We start from the raw sequence: 19063 nt of genomic DNA, 5'->3' as shown, positions 1-19063 counted from the left end.
TAGCCGTTTTCTCGGGGCCCGATTACGCAATCCCTTTGCGATAACGCCACACACCTAGTAACTCAATCGCAATCAGCCCCAGTGCGCCTGCGGCGATCCAGTTGAGGCTATCGTAGCTGAACAACGGTTTTTCGATGCGCCAGTAGCCGTTCTGCTTGAACAGCTCGCGCATGGCCTGGTTGGCTTGCTCCAGGCTGACGGCCTTGATGCGCTTGGCCGGGTCGCTGAAATGCCCTTTGGCGTAGTCGCCCGAGGCACTCCAGTAATAGTCGGCCAACGCGCTGTTGCCTTGAACGGCCCACGCCTGGCGGGCAATGGCGGCTTGTTGCAGGCGGGCGAAGGTGGCCGGGTCGAGGCCGTCGTTGAGCAGTTGGGCCCTGAGGGTTTCCAGCACGTGCTCGGCTTCGGGCAGGTTGTCGCGTTCAAGGTCGGCGTTGAGGCTCATGAAGCCGACGCCGCCCAGCACTTCGCGCTCGCTCCATGGGCCATAGGACAAGCCGTGCTGCAAGCGCAATTGACGATACAGCGCCCAATCCAGGTAGTCCTTGAGCAGGTCGAAGGTTTCATCGTACTGGTCGTCCAGCACCGGCTCGGGGAATAACCAGTGCAGCTTGGCGTTGTCACCGACCCAGCCGTGGATCAGGTCGCGGCGGACGGCGGCGGCGTGTTGAATCTCCGGCAACGGGCGATGTTCGCTGGGGTCAACCGGATCCAGTGCGCCGTAAGTGCGTTCGAGATAGGCCGGCAGCAGCTTGTCGAGGTCGCCGACGATGATCAGGGTCATGTTGTTGGGGGCGTACCAGGCCTTGCGCAGCTTTTCCAACTGGTCGCGGGTCAGGTGCTCGACTTCGGCCCGCTCGGCGCATTTGAGCCCCAGTTCGACGGCAAGCTGACTGCTGGCCTTGTGGCCGAGGTCCTGGCGGTCCAGCAGCCGTTGCAGGTGTGAGTAATGGCCGCCGTCTTCGCGCTCCACCACCTGTTTGGCGGCATTGATGTTGGCGTCGGTCAGTTGGGTGCGGGTGATGATGGCCAGCAGCAGGTCGAGCACCTTGCGCTGGTTCTGCGCCGGAGCCTCGATGACGAAAGTGGTGTCGGCATTGCTGGTGTAGGCGTTCCAGTCGCCGCCGAGGGCTTGCATGCGTTCTTCCAGCTCACCTTCGCCGCCACCGTCGATCCCGCTGAACAGCAAATGCTCCAGCAGGTGCGGCAGTTCCTTGTCTTCACAACTGAAGTCATCCAGGCCCACACCCACCACCAGGCGAATTGCCACGTGGCCGCGTTCGGTGCCCGGCTTGAGCAGCAATTGCAGGCCGTTGGGCAGGGTGTAGCCCTCGACTTGCAGGCGGTCAAAGGCAAAGGTGTGTGCCGAACCCATGAGCAGGCAGGCGAATAGCAGGCGACGCATAACAGGCTTCCTGGCGAGTGAGGTCCGTTGTTAACTGACTTCACTCGCCGTCGTACGTTCAGGGCGAATGGGTGATGTCGGCAATATCGTCCGCCGAGAGGGCGCCGGTGTCGGTGGTTTCCAGCACCACATAAGCGCTGCTGCAGAACAGCGAGTTGAGACGCTTCATGTCGGCAATCAGCTCCAGGTGCAAGGAACTGGTCTCCAGGCTCTGTACGATTTTACGTTGCAAGCGGCTGACGTGGGCGTGGGCCAGGCGACGCTCCTGGGCGCGGAAGCGGCGCTTTTCCCGCAGCAGTTGCCGGGCGCTTTCCGGGTCGGCACTGAGGAACACCGAGAGCCCCAGGCGCAGGTTGGCGATCAGTTGGGTTTGCAGGCCCGCGAGTTCCTCCAGGCCGACTTCGGAGAATGAACGGCGCTGGGAGGTCTTTTGCTGCTGGACCTTGCGCAGCATGCGTTCGATCAGGTCGCCGGCCAGTTTCAGGTTGATCGACAGTTCGATGATCTCGGCCCAGCGTCGGCTGTCCTGTTCGCTGAGGTCTTCCCGGGGCATTTGCGCGAGGTAGAGCTTGATCGCGCTGTAGAGCGCCTCGACATCGTCGCTCAGGCTGCGCATTTCCTGGGTGATGGCGGTTTGCTTGCCGCGCAGCACCTCCAGCATCGAGGTCAGCATGTTGTCGATCAGGTCGCCCAGACGCAGGGTTTCGCGGGCGGCGTTGGCCAGTGCCAGGCTTGGAGTGGCGAGTGCTGCCAGGTCCAGGTGGCGCGGCTTGGCCAGGCCGTTGACCTCTTCGCGTTCCGGGAGCAACCAGGCGCACAAGCGGGACATCGGGCCGATGGTGGGCAGCAGGATCAGGCAGCGAATAACGTTATAGAGCAGGTGGAAGGTGATCACCATGCCTTGGGCGCTGTAGTCCAGGTTATCCATCCCGCCGACCAGCGGGTCGAGTACCGGGATGATCAGCAGCAAGCCGATCAGCTTGTACAGCAGGCTGCCCAGGGCCACCTGGCGCCCGGCGGCGTTCTGCATGCTGGTGCTGAGGAAGGCCAGCACGCCGCTGCCGATGTTGGCGCCGATCACTAGGCCGATGGCCACGTGCAGGCCGATCACGCCGGCACCGGCGAGGGTCGCGGTCAGCAGGACGGCGGCCAGGCTGGAGTAGGAAATCATCGCGAACAGTGCGCCGACCAGGGCATCGAGCAAGATGTCGCCGGTCAGCGAGGCGAACAGGACCTTGACGCCCTGCGCGTGGGTGATCGGGCCCGCGGCTTCGACGATCAGTTGCAGCGCAAGGATGATCAGCCCGAGGCCGATCCCGACACGGCCCATCTGCCCGGCGCGTGTCTGTTTGCGCGACAGGAAGAAAATCACCCCGAGGAAAATCAACAGCGGCGACAGCCACGACAGGTCAAAGGTCAGCACCCGGGCCATCAGCGCGGTACCGACATCGGCACCGAGCATGGTCGCCAGGGCGGGCATCAGGCCCATCAGGCCCTGGCCGACAAACGAAGTCACCAGCATCGCCGTGGCGTTGCTGCTTTGCACCATGGCCGTCACCAGGATGCCGGCGATAAACGCCAGCCAGCGCTTGGACATGTTCTGCCCGATGACCTGGCGCAAGTTGGAGCCGTAGACCCGCAGGATGCCGGTACGGACGATGTGCGTGCCCCAGATCAGCAGGGTTACCGCGGAAAGCAGATTGAGCAGGGTCAGCATGCTGGGCCCCCTGTGTTGAGTCGTGCTCCAATCGGAGCAAGTGAATAGTGCCGCGTGCCGTTCTACGTCTTGTACTTAAGCTGTAGTTGGCGAATGGGCTCGGCGCCAGCATCGCATAGCTAAAGTCGGGATTGAAACAAAACTGTCATGAAATCAGCTTTTTGCAGATGAAAAAAAGGGGCTCTAAAGCCCCTTTTTCAGCAGCGGGTCCAGGTTATTGACCCGGAATGTCCTTGCGCAGTTTCACAGGGTCCTGCTGTTTCTTCTTTTTCGCGATGGCGGTACGCATCTTGATGTTCACCGCTTCAACCGCCAGGGAGAACGCCATGGCGAAGTAAACGTAGCCTTTTGGCACGTGAACGTCGAAGGCTTCGGCGATCAGCACAGTACCTACCACCAGCAGGAACGACAGCGCCAGCATCTTCAGCGACGGGTGTTTGTCGATGAAATCGCTGATGGTGCCAGCGGCCAGCATCATCACGAGTACGGCGACGATGATCGCGGCCACCATCACCGGTACGTGGGAAACCATACCGACGGCGGTAATCACCGAGTCCAGGGAGAACACGATGTCGATGATCGCGATCTGGATGATGGTGTAGATGAACTTGCCACCGGCGCCCTTCGGCTCGTCGTGGGTTTCGTCTTCACCTTCCAGGGCGTGGTACATCTCCTGGGAGCTTTTCCACAGCAGGAACAGGCCACCGAAGAACAGGATCAGGTCGCGGCCGGAAATGCCTTGGCCGAACACCACGAACAGATCGTCGGTGAGGCGCATGACCCAAGTGATCGACAGCAGCAACAGGATCCGCGTGACCATCGCCAGCGCCAGGCCGAAGATCCGGGTACGCGCCTGCATGTGCTTGGGCATGCGGCTGACCAGGATCGAAATCATGATGATGTTATCGATGCCCAGGACGATCTCGAGGGCCGTCAGGGTGAAGAAGGCAATCCAGATTTCCGGATTGGTCAGCCATTCCATGTGTATTCCTTTGAGCGAGTGTTAGACCGCGCCAGCCTTAAGAGCCGGCGCAGTGAGTTGTACGATTATAGAGTGCTGAACAGCGGAAAAATCCCCATCAGCAAAGCGGCGACCATTATGCACAGGCACACCAGCACCGCCCACTTGAGGGTGAAGCGCTGGTGATCGCCAAATTCGATACCCGCCAGGGCTACCAGCAAGTAGGTCGATGGAACCAGTGGGCTCAACAAGTGCACAGGCTGGCCAACGATCGAGGCGCGGGCCATTTCCACGGCAGTGATGCCGTAGTGGCTGGCGGCTTCGGCCAGTACCGGCAGAACGCCGTAGTAGAAGGCATCGTTGGACATGAAGAAGGTAAACGGCATGCTCACCAGCGCGGTGATCACGGCCAGATAAGGCCCCAGCGCGTCAGGGATGACGGCCAGCAGGCTCTTGGACATGGCATCGACCATGCCGGTACCGGACAGGATGCCGGTGAAGATACCGGCGGCGAAGATCAGGCCGGTGACCGCCAGGACGCTGCCGGCATGGGCGGCGATCCGGTCTTTCTGCATCTGCAGGCACGGGTAGTTGACGATCATCGCGATACTGAAGGCCACCATGAACAGTACCGGCAGTGGCAACAGGCCGGCGATCAAGGTGCACATCAGGGCGAAGGTCAGTGCGCCGTTGAACCAGATCAGTTTCGGACGGCGGGCGTCCGGGTATTGCGAGACGCTGATTTCGCTGTGGTCGATTTCATCGCCTTGCAGGTGCAGCTCGCCCAGGCGTGCCCGTTCGCGCTTGCCGTACATATAGGCAATCACCAGGATGGCGACGACGCCGGCGGCCATGGCTGGAATCATCGGTACGAAAATATCCGATGGGTCCACGTGCAATGCACTGGCGGCGCGGGCGGTCGGGCCACCCCATGGGGTCATGTTCATCACCCCACCGGCGAGGATGATCAGGCCGGCCATGATCCGCGGGCTCATGCCGATGCGCTGGTACAGCGGCAGCATGGCGGCCACGCAGATCATGTAGGTGGTGGCGCCGTCTCCGTCCAGTGATACCACCAGGGCCAGCACGGCGGTGCCGACCGAGACCTTCAGCGGGTCGCCCTTGACCAGCTTGAGAATCTTGCGCACGGCCGGGTCGAACAGGCCGGAGTCGATCATCAAGGCGAAATAGAGGATGGCAAACATCAGCATTACGCCGGTCGGCGCAAGCTTGGTGATGCCCGCGAGCATCATCGGGCCGATCTGCGGGGCAAAGCCACCGAACAGCGCGAACAGGATCGGTACGATGATCAGGGCGATCAGCGCAGACAGGCGCTTGGTCATGATCAGGAACATGAACGTGATGACCATGGCAAAGCCAAGGAAAGTCAGCATAGGAATACTCCAGGCGTAGCGCGGCTAGGGAATGGCGAACCGGTTGGGTCAGCGCAGAACGAAAGGCACGAGGCGTACGGGTGGAGTCGGGGCAAACAGGCGGGTACGAGCGGACATCGGGAATCACCATTGTTGTTGTTAACAACCGGTCTGTTGCCGGTAGTGGTGGGCGATCCTAGTCCCGGAAGCTTTCAGCCAGCTTTCGCTTGAGAAACGGGCTACGTTGAATGGACGACTGGTCCTGTGTGAAATAAGGATGTGGGAGACAGAGCATGCATGAGCAACACCAAGGCGGCTGCCATTGCGGGCGGGTGCGTTATCAGTTCAGCGGGGCGTTGGTGGATATTGCCCACTGCCACTGTTCGATTTGCCGACGGGTCAGCGGCGGCTTGGTGACGACCTGGATCACCCTGCCCCGTTCCGCGTTCGCCTGGGTGGCGGGAACGCCGGCGCAGTACGAATCTTCGCCGACATGCGTGCGGTATCTCTGTTCTAACTGTGGGGCGCATTTGGCGCTGGTAACGCAACTGAGTGCCGAGAGTATCGATGTGACCATCGCAACCCTGGATCACCCGGAGCTGGCCCCGGCAGATCGGCACATCTGGGTAGAGAGCCGATTGCCGTGGTTACACCTGGATGAGCAACTACCAGAAGAAGCCGGAGAAGCGCTCTAGGGCAGTTCGAACCCGCCGGAGGCCTTGTGCAGTGCGCGCAAGTGCTCGCCTAGCTGCTTGAGGTTGGCTTCACATGCGGCAATCTCCGCCGCGCGGGCCGGTTCCAGCAGCGCCCTCACCTCTTTGTCCAGATCGCCGGTCAGCGACTGCAACTGCTTCTGGCGCGCGGCGCTTTCTGATTCCAGGCGTTTGGATTCTGTTGGTTGTGGCAAGCCGTAACCGCTGGTGCCCAGCAGCTCTGCCGGGCGACTGAGGAAGCCACTGTTGGCGAGGATCTGCTGCAACGTCGCGTTGGCCTTTTCCATGCCGCCGTTCTTCAGCTCGCGGGCGCCAAGGTAGCGTTGCTTGACTTCATCCTGGGCCAGCATGAGCTGCTTGCGGAAGCTCGCCTGTTCCAGCAGCAACAAGGCGGCGCTGGCGCGCAGGTCGGCTTCGGCGAACCATGGGCGGCGCTCTTCGGCACTCAGTGACAACCAATCCTCCACTTCAGCCTGTTTGATCGGCAGGCGCTTTTTCAACACCTCGAACATCGCCTGGTAGCGCTCGCGGAAGGAGTCGAAGTGATAGCCGAGGCGCAGCGCGCGTTTTTTGTCGTCCAGCACACTGGTATCGGCCAGGCCTCGGCCCTTGAGGACTTCCAGCAGGCCATTGGGCGTGATGTTGTCCAGGCCGGTCAGCTGCGGGTTGGCGCTGCCGCTGCGTAACAGTTTCAGGCTCTCGACTGCGCAGTTGTTGGAGATGAAGAAGTAGTTGCCGTCGTAGCTCCAGTGCATTTCGGCGGCGTGTTCGACGGTGTCGTTGATCTCCTGGCGCGTGAGCTTCAACGGCACCGACGCCAGGCCGCGCAGCTCGGTCTTGGTGTACTCGTCGATGACCTGAGACAGCGGCAGCACGAACAGCCGCGACGGGTATTTGCCGATTAGGCCGTCCCAGCTCGACAGTTGTACGTCACCGACAAACGCGCGGTAGGACAACACCAGGTGCTGGTCCAGGTCCAGGCGGCAGTCCGGGCCCCGTGGCCGGCCGGGGGCGCAGATCACCAGGCGCAGCATGCTGTGGCCCCAGCGACTCACGAGGTTCTGGTTGGCTTCGGCCAGCAGGTAGTCGATTTCGTAGACCCGCTCGGGGTCGACCTGGCCCAGTGGAGTCTTGGCGAAGTCGTTGCCGGCGTTGAGGAAGGCGTAGGTTTTGGCACAGGTGTCCTTGGCGGGCGGCGCCCAGCCAAAGTGTTCCTTGTAATAGCGGTACAGCGAAGGCCGGCGGCAGGCATAGCTCGGGTCGAGGAGGAAGTACTCCATGTTGACGGCGACGAATTCCAGCGGGCTGGTGGTTTCGTAGATGTCCGGGCTGCGGGCGACCTGATGGTTGTTCTGTTCACGTTCGCCGCGACGGCCGACGTATTGCGGCCACCCGGCGAGGTCCAGCAGGCGTGGGTCATCGCTGAGGGTAAAGCGGCGGTCGTTCTGGCCCCGGCATTGATCGGGCAGGCCGATCAGGCCGGTGATGTTGTTCTGGCGGCTGCAACGCTGGATCAGCTTGCGGTCGGCGCTGGACCATAGGCGGGCACGGTCATAGATGTGGGTCAGTTCATGCAGCACGGTGGCGAGCATTTCCCGGCGCACGGTGCCGTGGGGGCGATTGGTTTTTTGCGTCGCGGCACTGCCGTCGGTAAGGCTTTCCAGCAAGTTACTGTTGAGGTCCAGTTCGGACACCAGCGAAGCCTGGCCGTAGGCGTTCTCGGGCATCTTGTCGGTCCAGCCGACGTCGATGGTCCGGTCCAGTTGCTCGATGAAGCGCGGCGGCAACGCCTGCATCGCTTCATCCAGCAATGCCTGGCTCGCCTGCTGCTGGGCCGGGCTCAAGCCATCGGTCTTGAGCCGCAGTTGCAGGGCGGCCTGAGCCGCGCTGGCGCCCAGCAGCAAGGTGCCGGCCAGTAGCCAGGCGGCAACGCGCCTCACAGAGAGAGGATAGCTTCGGCGAGAACCTGGTCGCTAGCGTCGCGGGCTTCCGGCACGCGGGTTCGCAGGGTGTCGAAGGCGGCTTCCAGTTGAGCGCCACGAATCTCGCCATTGCTGGCAACGAAACTGGCGGCATCGTCGTGGGCTTCGCGTACGACTTTGGAGTCGCGGATGGACGTGGTGGTGTCCGAGGTGAAATCGATGGTACGGGCCGAGGCTCGAACGATGATGTTACTGGTGGCCTTCAGGGTTTGTGCCTGGGCAACACCGGCCAACAACAGCAGGCCGAGAGCGGCGGCGATCAGCGGGCTACGCATGGAATGACTCCGAAATACAAAGATGATTATTGGACGAGAATTGCTTGCGCCAGTTCAAGGTCACTGGCGTTAAGTTTTGGCTGGGTATGGCGCAGATAATCCAGCGCTGATTCCAGTCGGGCTCCCCGCCATTGGCCGTCAGTGGCAATGAAAGCGGCAGCGTCATCCTGGGCGGCCAGTATCAGTTTATGGTCGAACGGTGCGGAGGTCACTTTGCTGGTGGCATACGCACTGACAACGAGGCTCTGGGTGGACAGGTCAAAGGCCGGAGCTTGCGTGGACCAGCAGGTGCAAAACACTACGGGAGCGATCAACAGGCGGTATGAAAAAGCCATGGGACTCGACAACTGAAAACGAGCGCCAAGGCTAGCGCAATGCCCGGGCGAGAGCCAGCGCGGAGGGTTCGGGGAGCGCCTGGCGCCCCCTTTATCCCACCTGCGGTCAGATGGCCAGGATCGCCTGGGCCAGCTGCGCGTCAGTCGCGGTATTCAGTTGTGGAGCCTGTTGGCGGATCTGGGCCAGGGCGCTTTCCAGTTTTACGCCACGGATGGCGCCTTCGCTGGCAACGAAGCTGGCGGCGTCGTCACGGGCGGCACGTACGACCTTGTTGTCACGCAGGGAGGAAGTGGCATCGGAGGTGGCGTCTGAGGTGGCTTTCAGTGCGCCGACGATCGAATCCGTGGTCACGATCAGGCTGGAGGCGTTGGCATTGGCAGCCAGGGCCAACAGGGCTGCAGCGCTCAGCAGGTGAAGACGGGACATGGGGTGACTCCTGTAAATGAACGAAAGGGTGGCACAAAGCTACTGCTTGAGCAGCGAGACCATGGGCATCAGACGCCCGTTCTACAGGGTTCGCCACGTGGTAGCCGGATATTAGCCGCCGCTTATCTGTTCGGATAGCTTCCTGCGGTGATTACTCGCGCCAGAACGATTTGGCCAGCTCAGATGCCCGGTCGCCGTGACTGATACCCGCATCGGACAATTCCCGCGGATCCAGTTGAGCCAGCAGCCTGCGTGTGCGGGCCCGTTGCCCCCAGCAGACGAGTGCTGCAGCGGTGCGCTTGAGTAGCTGTATCAACCGAGGGTGTTGCTGGTTTTTGGTATTCATGACGCGCGCCTTTCATGAGGTCCTGGAACACCATCTTGGGCTGGAGGGTGCTACCGGTACAGATACACGCGGGTTAAATTGTACTGCTTAATTGTTATATTTTTTAAACTGTATCGGTCTGTATAAAGCCGACTGTTTTCGCCATTGAAAATCCAAACCCCAGAAACAGCAGAACCCGCCGCCGGTTACCCGGGGCGGGTTCTGCTTTAACAATTCGGAGTGCTGGCGGTGGACCCGGTGGGTCAGGGCCAGCGGACGCTAATTAGCGCCAGAACGGCTTGCTCAGCTCTTCGTAGCGTTGTGCTTCGCTGATACCGGCGTCAGCCAGCAGACGCGAGTCCAGACGAGCCAGTTGATGGCGGCTGGAGATGCGGCGCTGCCACAACATCAGGTTGGCGAGAACGCGCAGAGGCAGGGAAGCCTGGGTGTTTACAGCTTTTTCTTCGAAGAACAGATCGGAACTGAGTGTACGTTCCATGATGACATCCTTCCGCTTGTGGCGGGATTAGGTAGTGGTTTAACTGGTGCCAATGATCCTCCTCCCGCGCAAGACTCTCTAGATACAGTTCACCTGTATTGTGAGGGGCCAGTTAACTGTTTATAGGGGCTGTACTGTACGAAATTGGAGCAACTGTACCTGTCGGCACTTTTATGGTGCGTTTTAGGCGTTTATGGAGTTCGAGGTAGGATATTTCGGTAGGAAATGACCGGTACAGCAGTACAGTTTTTTATAAAATTTGGGCTCGGAAGCTCGGGCTGATGAAACTGTGTTTGCATCAGCCCGAATCTGTATCAATCACGCCTTCAGCATATGCCCGGTTTCTTCCAGGTTGATGTGCCAACTCAGTGCTTCTCGCAGGATATGCGGGGTGTGCCCGCCCAGCACACAGGCTTGGGTGAAGTAGGTGTTCAGGGCATCGCGGTACGCCGGGTGCACACAGTTGTCGATGATGACCCGAGCCCGCTCCCGCGGCGCCAGGCCCCGCAGGTCCGCCAGGCCGACCTCGGTCACGAGGATGTCGACGTCATGCTCGGTATGGTCCACATGGCTGACCATTGGCACCACGCTGGAAATCGCGCCGGCCTTGGCAATCGACTTGGTGACAAAGATCGCCAGGTGCGCGTTGCGCGCAAAGTCGCCCGAGCCGCCAATTCCGTTCATCATCCGGGTGCCGCAGACGTGGGTGGAGTTGACGTTGCCATAGATGTCGAACTCCAGCGCGGTGTTAATGCCGATGATGCCCAGGCGCCGCACCACTTCCGGGTGATTGGAGATTTCCTGGGGCCGCAGCACCAATTTGTCTTTGTAGCGCTCCAGGTTGCCGAACACGTCGGCGTTGCGCCGTTCCGACAATGTGATCGAACTGCCTGAGGCAAAGCTCAGCTTGCCTGCGTCGATCAGGTCGAATGTGGAATCCTGGAGGACTTCCGAATACATCGTCAGGTCTTCGAAGGGCGACTCGATCAAACCGCACATCACCGCATTGGCGATGTTGCCGATGCCTGCCTGCAGCGGGCCGAGCTTGTTGGTCATGCGTCCGGCGTCGACTTCTTCTTTAAGGAAGTTGATCAGGTGATTGGCGATCGACTGGGTGTCGCTGTCGGGCGGCGTCACGGTGGAGGCCGAATCCGCCTGATTGGTGATGACGATCGCGACGATCTTTTCCGGCGGAATCGGAATCGCGGTGCTGCCGATTCGGTCGTCCACGGCCACCAGCGGAATTGGCGTGCGGGTCGGGCGATAGCTCGGGATATAGATGTCGTGCAGGCCTTCCAGGTTCGGGTTATGCGCCATGTTGATCTCGACGATCACCTGCTTGGCGAAAATCGCGAAACTGGCGGAGTTGCCCACGGAAGTGGTTGGCACAATGTGGCCTTGCTCGGTGATCGCTACGGCTTCGATCACCGCGATGTCCGGTAGCTTGAGCTGATTATTGCGCAGCTGCTCGACGGTTTCCGACAAATGTTGGTCGATAAACATCACCTCGCCGGCGTTGATCGCCTTGCGCAGGGTGCTATCTACCTGGAATGGCATGCGTCGCGACAGTACACCGGCCTCGGTCAGTTGCTTGTCCAGGTCGTTGCCCAGGCTGGCGCCGGTCATCAGGGTAATTTTCAGCGGTGATGTCTTGGCGCGTTCGGCCAAGGCGTGGGGCACGGCCTTGGCTTCACCGGCGCGGGTGAAGCCGCTCATGCCGACGGTCATGCCGTCCTGGATCAGTGCGGCAGCGTCAGCCGCGCTCATGACCTTGTTCAACAACGAAGGCAAGCGGATACGATCACGGTACATGGATTGTTATCTCGGGCTACGGAAGCAAGATGCGCAGTCTAGTGATTTCAAAAAATTTCGTCCCGCTACCATGGTCGAATGCCAGGCAGCGATTTAGAGCCTTTTGTCGGTTTTTACCGGTAATAAAAAACCCCAGCCTACTAAAGGCCAGGGTTTTGGGTATTGCGCTGGCGCAGTGTTTATTCGACGGCCTTGACCATGTCTTCTATGACCTTCTTGGCGTCGCCGAAGACCATCATGGTCTTGTCCAGGTAGAACAGTTCGTTGTCCAGGCCGGCATAGCCGCTGGCCATCGAGCGCTTGTTGACGATGATGGTCTTGGCCTTGAACGCTTCGAGGATCGGCATGCCCGCAATGGGAGACTTGGGGTCGTTCTTGGCGGCCGGGTTGACCACGTCGTTGGCGCCTAGCACCAGCACCACGTCGGCCTGGCCGAACTCGGAGTTGATGTCTTCCATCTCGAACACCTGGTCGTAAGGCACTTCTGCCTCGGCCAGCAATACGTTCATGTGACCAGGCATACGGCCTGCAACCGGGTGGATCGCGTACTTCACGGTCACGCCGCGGTGGGTCAGCTTCTCGGTCAGCTCTTTCAGCGCATGTTGTGCCCGTGCCACCGCCAGGCCGTAGCCCGGTACGATGATTACGGTGTCGGCGTTGGTCAGCAGGAAGGTTGCATCGTCAGCCGAGCCGGATTTCACTGGGCGCGCTTCTTTCGAGCCGGCCGGGCCGGCGGCGTCTGCCGTGTTGCCGAAACCGCCGAGCAGTACATTAAAGAAGGAGCGGTTCATCGCCTTGCACATGATGTACGACAGGATCGCACCGCTTGAACCCACCAGCGAACCGGCGATGATCAGCATCGAGTTGTTCAGCGAGAAGCCGATCCCCGCCGCAGCCCAGCCGGAGTAGCTGTTGAGCATCGAGACGACCACCGGCATGTCGGCGCCGCCAATCGGGATAATGATCAGCACGCCCAGCACGAACGCCAGGGCCAGCATCAATGCGAAGGCGCTGAGGTTGCCGGTGAACATGAAGGCCAGGCCCAGGCCCAGCGTCAAAAGCCCCAGCACCAGGTTCAGCTTGTGCTGACCGCCGAACTGTACCGGTGCGCCCTGAAACAGGCGGAACTTGTACTTACCCGACAGCTTGCCGAAGGCGATGACCGAGCCGGAGAACGTAATTGCACCGATGGCTGCACCGAGGAACAACTCCAGGCGGTTACCGGCGGGGATCGAATCCCCCAGGTGTTTCACGATACCCAGCGACTGTGGTTCCACGACTGCGGCGATGGCGATAAACACTGCAGCCAGGCCGATCATGCTGTGCATGAACGCCACCAGCTCCGGCATCTTGGTCATTTCCACGCGCTTGGCCATGATCGAGCCGGCGGTGCCGCCGACCAGCAGGCCAACGATGACGTAGCCAATTCCGGCAGTGGCCAGCTCGGCGCCGAGCTTATAGATGAGGCCCACGGTGGTGAGCACTGCCAGCGCCATGCCGAGCATGCCGAACAGGTTGCCGCGCCGGGATGTCGTCGGGTGTGACAGGCCTTTAAGTGCCTGGATAAAGCAGATCGACGCGATCAGGTAGAGCGTCGTGACCAGATTCATGCTCATGACGATGGCGCCTCTTCTTTTACTTTCGGGGCTTTCTTCTTGAACATCTCAAGCATCCTGCGGGTAACCAGGAAGCCACCGAACACGTTGACCGCCGCGAGGGCTACGGCCAGGGTGCCCATGGTCTTGCCCAGTGGTGTCACGGTGAGTGCGGCTGCCAGCATGGCGCCGACGATCACGATCGCCGAAATCGCATTGGTCACGGCCATCAGCGGGGTGTGCAGGGCCGGGGTGACGTTCCAGACCACGTGATAGCCGACATAAATCGCCAGCACGAAGATGATCAGGTTGTAGATACCGGGGGAAATAAGCTCTTCCATCGTCTGAATCCCTGCTTAGGCGTTTTTGCGGATGACTTGGCCGTCGCGGCACATCAGGCACGCGGCGACGATGTCGTCTTCGAGGTTGATTTCAAACTGCCCTTCCTTGGTGAAGACCAGCTTCAGGAAGTCCAGCAGGTTGCGTGCGTACAGCGCCGAGGCATCGGCGGCGACGGCGCCGGCCAGGTTGGTCGGGCCGCAGATGGTCACACCGTTTTCCACGACCACCTGGTCTGCCACGGTCAGCGGGCAGTTGCCGCCCTGGGCTGCGGCGAGGTCGATGACCACCGAGCCTGGCTTCATCTGTGCGACGGTCTCGGCGCTGAGCAGGGTCGGTGCCTTGCGACCCGGAATCAATGCGGTGGTGATGACGATGTCGGCTTGCTTGGCACGTTCATGCACGGCCAGGGCCTGGCGCTGCATCCAGCTTGTTGGCATTGGGCGCGCGTAACCGCCCACGCCAACCGCGCATTCACGTTCTTCATCAGTTTCGTATGGCACGTCGACGAACTTGGCGCCCAGGGATTCGATCTGTTCCTTTACCGCCGGACGCACGTCGGACGCTTCGATGACCGCACCCAGGCGTTTCGCGGTAGCGATCGCCTGCAGCCCTGCTACACCAGCTCCAAGAATCAGCACGCGAGCGGCTTTCACCGTACCGGCGGCGGTCATCAGCATTGGCATGAAGCGTGGGTAGTGATGGGCGGCGAGCAGTACAGCCTTGTAGCCGGCAATGTTTGCCTGGGAAGAAAGCACATCCAGGCTCTGCGCGCGGGAGGTGCGCGGCGCGGCCTCAAGGGCAAAGGCCGTGATGCCATGCTCGGCCAGTCGAGTGATGGTTTCGTTGCTGAACGGATTGAGCATGCCCACCAGCACTGCGCCGCTTTTGATCAGCGTCAGTTCGCTGTCATTGGGGGCGACTACCTTGAGGATCAGCTCGGCGCCGAATGCATCACTGGCGTTGCCAATGGTTGCGCCTGCCGCTTCATAGGCACTGTCGACGACACTGGCATTGATGCCTGCCCCGCTTTGCACAGTGACCTTGTGGCCCTGGCCGATCAGCTTCTTGATGGTTTCCGGGGTGGCAGCCACCCGCGTTTCACCGGTCTGGGTTTCGAGAGGAACACCAATGTGCACGTCAAATCTCCTGCATGATCTTTTTGCTTTGATTTTTGTAAAAGGCCAGTGCGCCACGACAGGCGAATCTGGGCGGCCGATCAGCACGATCCCGCTGAAATACAGCGGGGCGCGGCATTTTGCAGGCGAACTTTACGGCCTTCAAGAGATTATGACGGGTGACAAAAAATTAACTACAAGTCACCCCGTGACCGATTGTCGCAATGGATAGATTAAAGTCGTTTAAATACAGGAGATTAAAGAGTTTTTACCGAAATATCAGCGCTTCTCCATCGCCGACGTGAATGATTGGGCATCGCTGCAATTTTATGGCTACAGGCCAATACCTACATGGCTTAAAGGCCATTTCAGGGTCAAAAGATGCGGTCTTCTAAATTGCGACATATATATACATATGTAGGTATTTTATTTTGTTGACTACAAAGTTAATAAATTGACGAAGACCCTTTAGATATTGGGGTTGTAACGATGCGACTGATCAATCAGCCAGTCTCTGAACGCATGCAGAGAAGCTGATTCGACCTTTCTCTCGGGAATCATCAGGTAGTAAGCCTTTGAGCTCGCCAGTACCTGAGGGCTGGCAATCACCAAGTGCCCATCGCCCAGTTCCCTTTGAATAAGGAACGGCGGTATCAGTGCAATGCCCATATCGTGCATGGCTGCCTGGGACAACATGGAGAATAGCTCGTAACGCGGGCCTGTCATGTCGCGGGGTATGTCCAGCTGTTGCGCGTTGAACCACTGGCGCCAGGCATAGGGTCGAGTGGTTTGTTGCAGCAGGGGCAGTTCGGCGATTTCGTGTGCAGTGAAGTGCGTGCGACCGTCCAGCAAGCGCTGGCTGCATACAGGGAGCGGGTTTTCTCCCATCAGTTTGTGGGATTCGGTACCGGACCAGTCGGCATCGCCAAAGTAGATTGCCGCGTCGAATTCGGTATCGGCGAACAGGAAAGGCCGTGTGCGGTTGGTCAGGTTGACGGTGACTTCGGGATGCTGGTGCTGAAAGTCCTTGAGGCGTGGGATCAGCCATTGGGTGCCGAAGGTCGGGACCACCGCCAGTTCAATAACGTTGGTGCCCTGCTGTCCCATGATCGAAAGGGTGTCGCGTTCCACGGCGTCAAGTTGCGTAGCCACCCGGCGACTGTAGGAAAGCCCTGCTTCTGTCAGTTTCACGCCCCGGCGCGAGCGTCGAAACAGCTCGACACTTAAAAACTCCTCAAGACTGGCGATTTGTCGGCAGATTGCGCCCTGGGTGATCGAAAGCTCCTGTGCCGCCTTGGTAAAGCTCTCGTGGCGGGCTGCAGCCTCGAAACTGACCAGCGCCGTGGTGCTGGGAATTTTTCTGCGCATGTACCGTGACCTCACAAGTAAAGAGCATCTATGCCGCTTTTGAATGTTACGGAGTGAGAAATTAGCACAAGGCTATGCAAAATCCTCGTTTGCCCTCCTCGCCTGCCCGGCCTAGGCTCCATGCACGACTTTTGATTTACTTCGCGAGGACTCACTCATGGGCGGTAAGGCAAGCTTCAACTGGATCGATCCACTGCTGCTGGATTCACAGCTCACCGAAGAAGAACGCATGGTGCGCGACAGTGCCGAACAGTTCGCCCAGGACAAGCTGGCGCCCCGTGTTCTCGAAGCCTTCCGCCATGAAAAGACTGACCCTGCGATCTTCCGCGAAATGGGTGAGACCGGCCTGCTGGGGGCGATGATTCCAGAGCAGTACGGTGGCAGTGGATTGAACTACGTCAGCTATGGCCTGATCGCTCGTGAAGTAGAGCGTGTGGACTCTGGCTACCGTTCGATGATGAGTGTGCAGTCCTCACTGGTGATGGTGCCTATCAATGAATTCGGTACCGAAGCGCAAAAGCAGAAATACCTGCCGAAGCTGGCCTCTGGTGAATGGATTGGCTGCTTTGGCCTGACCGAGCCTAACCATGGTTCCGACCCGGGCGCGATGATTACCCGCGCGCGCAAAGTGGATGGCGGCTACAGCCTCACTGGCAGCAAGATGTGGATTACCAACAGCCCGATTGCGGATGTGTTCGTGGTGTGGGGCAAGGACGATGCGGGCGACATTCGCGGCTTCGTGCTGGAAAAGGGTTGGAAAGGCCTGAGTGCTCCGGCGATCCATGGCAAGGTCGGATTACGCGCCTCGATCACCGGTGAAATCGTCATGGATAACGTGTTTGTTCCTGAAGAGAACATCTTCCCGGATGTGCGTGGCCTGAAAGGACCGTTCACTTGCCTTAACTCGGCACGCTACGGGATCTCGTGGGGTGCCTTGGGGGCCGCGGAGTTCTGCTGGCATACCGCGCGTCAGTACACCCTTGATCGCCAGCAGTTCGGGCGGCCTTTGGCGGCTACTCAACTGATCCAGAAGAAGCTCGCAGACATGCAGACTGAAATCACCCTGGCGCTGCAAGGATGCCTGCGGTTGGGTCGTATGAAGGATGAGGGCACTGCGGCTGTGGAAATCACCTCGATCATGAAGCGTAACTCGTGTGGCAAGTCGCTCGACATTGCCCGGATGGCGCGTGACATGCTCGGTGGTAACGGCATCTCGGATGAGTTCGGCATTGCCCGCCACCTGGTCAACCTTGAAGTGGTGAATACCTATGAGGGTACTCACGACGTGCATGCATTGATCCTGGGGCGAGCGCAAACCGGTATTCAGGCGTTCTATTAATAGGAGAACGACCATGGGCGCGCTTTCGCACCTGCGGGTACTGGATTTGTCGCGAGTGCTGGCGGGCCCTTGGGCCGGGCAGATACTTGCAGACCTTGGCGCTGAAGTGATCAAGGTCGAGCGGCCCGGGAATGGCGACGACACTCGTGCCTGGGGGCCACCCTTCCTCAAGGATGCGTATGGGGAAAACACCACTGAGGCGGCGTATTACCTGTCTGCCAATCGCAACAAGGAATCGGTGACGATCGACTTCACGCGGCCGGAGGGCCAGAAGCTGGTGCGTGACCTGGCGGCGAAGTCCGACATTCTGATCGAGAACTTCAAGGTAGGCGGCTTGGCGGCCTATGGGTTGGACTATGAGTCGCTCAAGGAGATCAATCCGGAGTTGATCTACTGCTCGATTACCGGGTTTGGTCAAACCGGGCCCTATGCGACGCGGGCGGGCTACGACTTCATGATCCAGGGGCTTGGCGGGCTGATGAGCCTGACTGGCCGCCCGGAGGGTGAAGACGGCGCCGGACCGGTTAAGGTTGGCGTGGCGCTGACGGATATTCTTACGGGGCTTTACTCGACAGTTGCGATCCTGGCGGCCATGGCTCACCGGGATCATGATGGTGGCGGCCAGCATATCGATATGGCATTGCTGGATGTGCAGGTGGCTTGTCTGGCTAATCAGGCGATGAACTTCCTGACGACGGGCGTCTCTCCAAAGCGCCTGGGTAACGCTCATCCGAATATCGTTCCCTATCAGGATTTTCCTACGGCGGATGGCGACTTCATTCTTACTGTGGGTAATGATGGGCAGTTCCGCAAATTTGCCGAAGTGGCTGGGCAGCCCCAGTGGGCGGATGATCCTAGGTTTGCTACTAATAAGCTGCGAGTGGCTAACAGGGCGGTGCTGATTCCGTTGATCCGTCAGGCTACCGTGTTCAAGAGCACGGCTGAATGGGTGGCTCAGCTGGAGCGAGTAGGTGTGCCTTGCGGCCCGATCAATGACCTGGCGCAGGTGTTTGCCGATCCTCAGGTAAAAGCGCGCGGGTTGGCGATGCAGTTGCCTCATGCGTTGGCTGGTACTGTGCCCCAGGTGGCAAGTCCTATGCGCCTGTCCAAGACGCCTGTTGAATACCGCAGCGCACCTCCGCTGTTGGGTGAGCATACCCATCAGGTGCTGCAGCAAGTGCTGGGTTTGACGCCAGCGAATGTGTCGGCTTTGAGGGAGGCCGGGGTCATCTGAAGCTTCTCTTCTATATAGAGGGTTGTTGAGGCTCTCTATATGGAGGGAAGTTGGTCGGTTTTTAGCCAGAAATGCCTATTTGATAGAAAAGCTGAATTAAGGGTTGACGGCAGATTCTGGAAGTCTATAATTCGCCCCACTTCCGGCGCAGTCGAAACGGAAAACTCCTTGGTAAACAAAGAGTTATGTAAGTTTCGACAGCGAGCTGCTTCAGATCATCGAGGCCCAGAAGGAGTTAGTAAGGCA

Annotated in this window: 18 protein-coding genes; 3 read left to right on the top strand and 15 right to left on the bottom strand. The window is 59.6% G+C overall.

The features are described from left to right. Nucleotides 1-22 precede the first annotated feature (22 nt). The 4 genes from HX814_RS06675 to HX814_RS06660 form a co-directional block, all read right to left on the bottom strand. The gene (locus HX814_RS06675; RefSeq protein ID WP_177009000.1) at nucleotides 23-1405 is read right to left on the bottom strand and encodes a pitrilysin family protein; all 1383 of its coding nucleotides are present in this window, start codon (nucleotides 1403-1405) and stop codon (nucleotides 23-25) included. A gap of 58 nt (nucleotides 1406-1463) precedes the next feature. Continuing rightward, nucleotides 1464-3122 (bottom strand): Na/Pi cotransporter family protein, encoded by a 1659-nt coding sequence (locus HX814_RS06670; protein WP_177008999.1) that lies wholly within the window; start codon nucleotides 3120-3122, stop codon nucleotides 1464-1466. 214 nt (nucleotides 3123-3336) lie between these two features. Further along, nucleotides 3337-4104 (bottom strand): TerC family protein, encoded by a 768-nt coding sequence (locus HX814_RS06665; protein WP_003214768.1) that lies wholly within the window; start codon nucleotides 4102-4104, stop codon nucleotides 3337-3339. A gap of 65 nt (nucleotides 4105-4169) precedes the next feature. Next, nucleotides 4170-5477, bottom strand: a complete 1308-nt coding sequence (locus HX814_RS06660) for a CitMHS family transporter (RefSeq protein ID WP_003214766.1) — start codon at nucleotides 5475-5477, stop codon at nucleotides 4170-4172. Nucleotides 5478-5749: 272 nt separating this feature from the next. Between HX814_RS06660 and HX814_RS06655 the strand changes: the two genes are divergently transcribed. Beyond that, complete coding sequence (locus tag HX814_RS06655) at nucleotides 5750-6151, top strand: GFA family protein (protein WP_177008998.1); 402 nt, start codon at nucleotides 5750-5752, stop codon at nucleotides 6149-6151. Here HX814_RS06655 and HX814_RS06650 read toward each other — a convergent pair. The 11 genes from HX814_RS06650 to HX814_RS06600 form a co-directional block, all read right to left on the bottom strand. Continuing rightward, a complete protein-coding gene (locus tag HX814_RS06650) occupies nucleotides 6148-8109 on the bottom strand; it encodes a DUF4105 domain-containing protein (protein ID WP_177008997.1) in 1962 nt (653 codons plus the stop codon). The two genes, HX814_RS06655 and HX814_RS06650, sit on opposite strands and share 4 nt — an antisense overlap. Further along, nucleotides 8106-8426 (bottom strand): DUF2388 domain-containing protein, encoded by a 321-nt coding sequence (locus tag HX814_RS06645; RefSeq protein ID WP_003214760.1) that lies wholly within the window; start codon nucleotides 8424-8426, stop codon nucleotides 8106-8108. Before HX814_RS06645 ends, HX814_RS06650 begins: the two co-directional genes overlap by 4 nt. A gap of 26 nt (nucleotides 8427-8452) precedes the next feature. After that, nucleotides 8453-8761, bottom strand: coding sequence for a DUF2388 domain-containing protein (locus HX814_RS06640; RefSeq protein WP_008439654.1), 309 nt, complete (start codon nucleotides 8759-8761; stop codon nucleotides 8453-8455). Between the two features lie 106 nt (nucleotides 8762-8867). Then, nucleotides 8868-9188 (bottom strand): DUF2388 domain-containing protein, encoded by a 321-nt coding sequence (locus HX814_RS06635; RefSeq protein WP_008439660.1) that lies wholly within the window; start codon nucleotides 9186-9188, stop codon nucleotides 8868-8870. Between the two features lie 151 nt (nucleotides 9189-9339). After that, nucleotides 9340-9534: a DUF1127 domain-containing protein gene (locus HX814_RS06630; protein ID WP_003214754.1), complete on the bottom strand. Its 195-nt coding sequence runs from the start codon at nucleotides 9532-9534 to the stop codon at nucleotides 9340-9342. Nucleotides 9535-9796: 262 nt separating this feature from the next. Next, a complete protein-coding gene (locus tag HX814_RS06625) occupies nucleotides 9797-10012 on the bottom strand; it encodes a DUF1127 domain-containing protein (RefSeq protein ID WP_003214752.1) in 216 nt (71 codons plus the stop codon). Nucleotides 10013-10330: 318 nt separating this feature from the next. After that, nucleotides 10331-11824, bottom strand: coding sequence for an acetyl-CoA hydrolase/transferase family protein (locus HX814_RS06620; RefSeq protein ID WP_087694539.1), 1494 nt, complete (start codon nucleotides 11822-11824; stop codon nucleotides 10331-10333). Between the two features lie 179 nt (nucleotides 11825-12003). Next, the gene (locus HX814_RS06615; protein ID WP_003214748.1) at nucleotides 12004-13440 is read right to left on the bottom strand and encodes an NAD(P)(+) transhydrogenase (Re/Si-specific) subunit beta; all 1437 of its coding nucleotides are present in this window, start codon (nucleotides 13438-13440) and stop codon (nucleotides 12004-12006) included. Beyond that, complete coding sequence (locus tag HX814_RS06610) at nucleotides 13437-13760, bottom strand: NAD(P) transhydrogenase subunit alpha (protein WP_003170836.1); 324 nt, start codon at nucleotides 13758-13760, stop codon at nucleotides 13437-13439. The genes HX814_RS06615 and HX814_RS06610 overlap by 4 nt, the downstream gene beginning before the upstream one ends. Nucleotides 13761-13775: 15 nt before the next feature. Next, the gene (locus HX814_RS06605; protein WP_003214747.1) at nucleotides 13776-14897 is read right to left on the bottom strand and encodes a Re/Si-specific NAD(P)(+) transhydrogenase subunit alpha; all 1122 of its coding nucleotides are present in this window, start codon (nucleotides 14895-14897) and stop codon (nucleotides 13776-13778) included. A gap of 447 nt (nucleotides 14898-15344) precedes the next feature. Then, nucleotides 15345-16244, bottom strand: a complete 900-nt coding sequence (locus tag HX814_RS06600; protein ID WP_177008996.1) for a LysR family transcriptional regulator — start codon at nucleotides 16242-16244, stop codon at nucleotides 15345-15347. A gap of 157 nt (nucleotides 16245-16401) precedes the next feature. Between HX814_RS06600 and HX814_RS06595 the strand changes: the two genes are divergently transcribed. Both HX814_RS06595 and HX814_RS06590 read left to right on the top strand, forming a co-directional pair. After that, entirely contained in the window at nucleotides 16402-17583 is a 1182-nt protein-coding gene (locus HX814_RS06595) for an acyl-CoA dehydrogenase (RefSeq protein WP_010168706.1), read from the top strand. A 13-nt stretch (nucleotides 17584-17596) separates the two neighbouring features. Then, on the top strand, nucleotides 17597-18817 hold the full coding sequence (locus HX814_RS06590) for a CaiB/BaiF CoA-transferase family protein (RefSeq protein ID WP_177008995.1): 1221 nt from the start codon (nucleotides 17597-17599) through the stop codon (nucleotides 18815-18817). Nucleotides 18818-19063: the final 246 nt, after the last annotated feature.

The organism is Pseudomonas sp. C8002 (genome assembly GCF_013385765.1).
Taxonomy (GTDB): domain Bacteria; phylum Pseudomonadota; class Gammaproteobacteria; order Pseudomonadales; family Pseudomonadaceae; genus Aquipseudomonas.
Note: the sequence above shows the minus strand (reverse complement) of the source record. Positions and strands in the feature narration are given on the sequence as shown.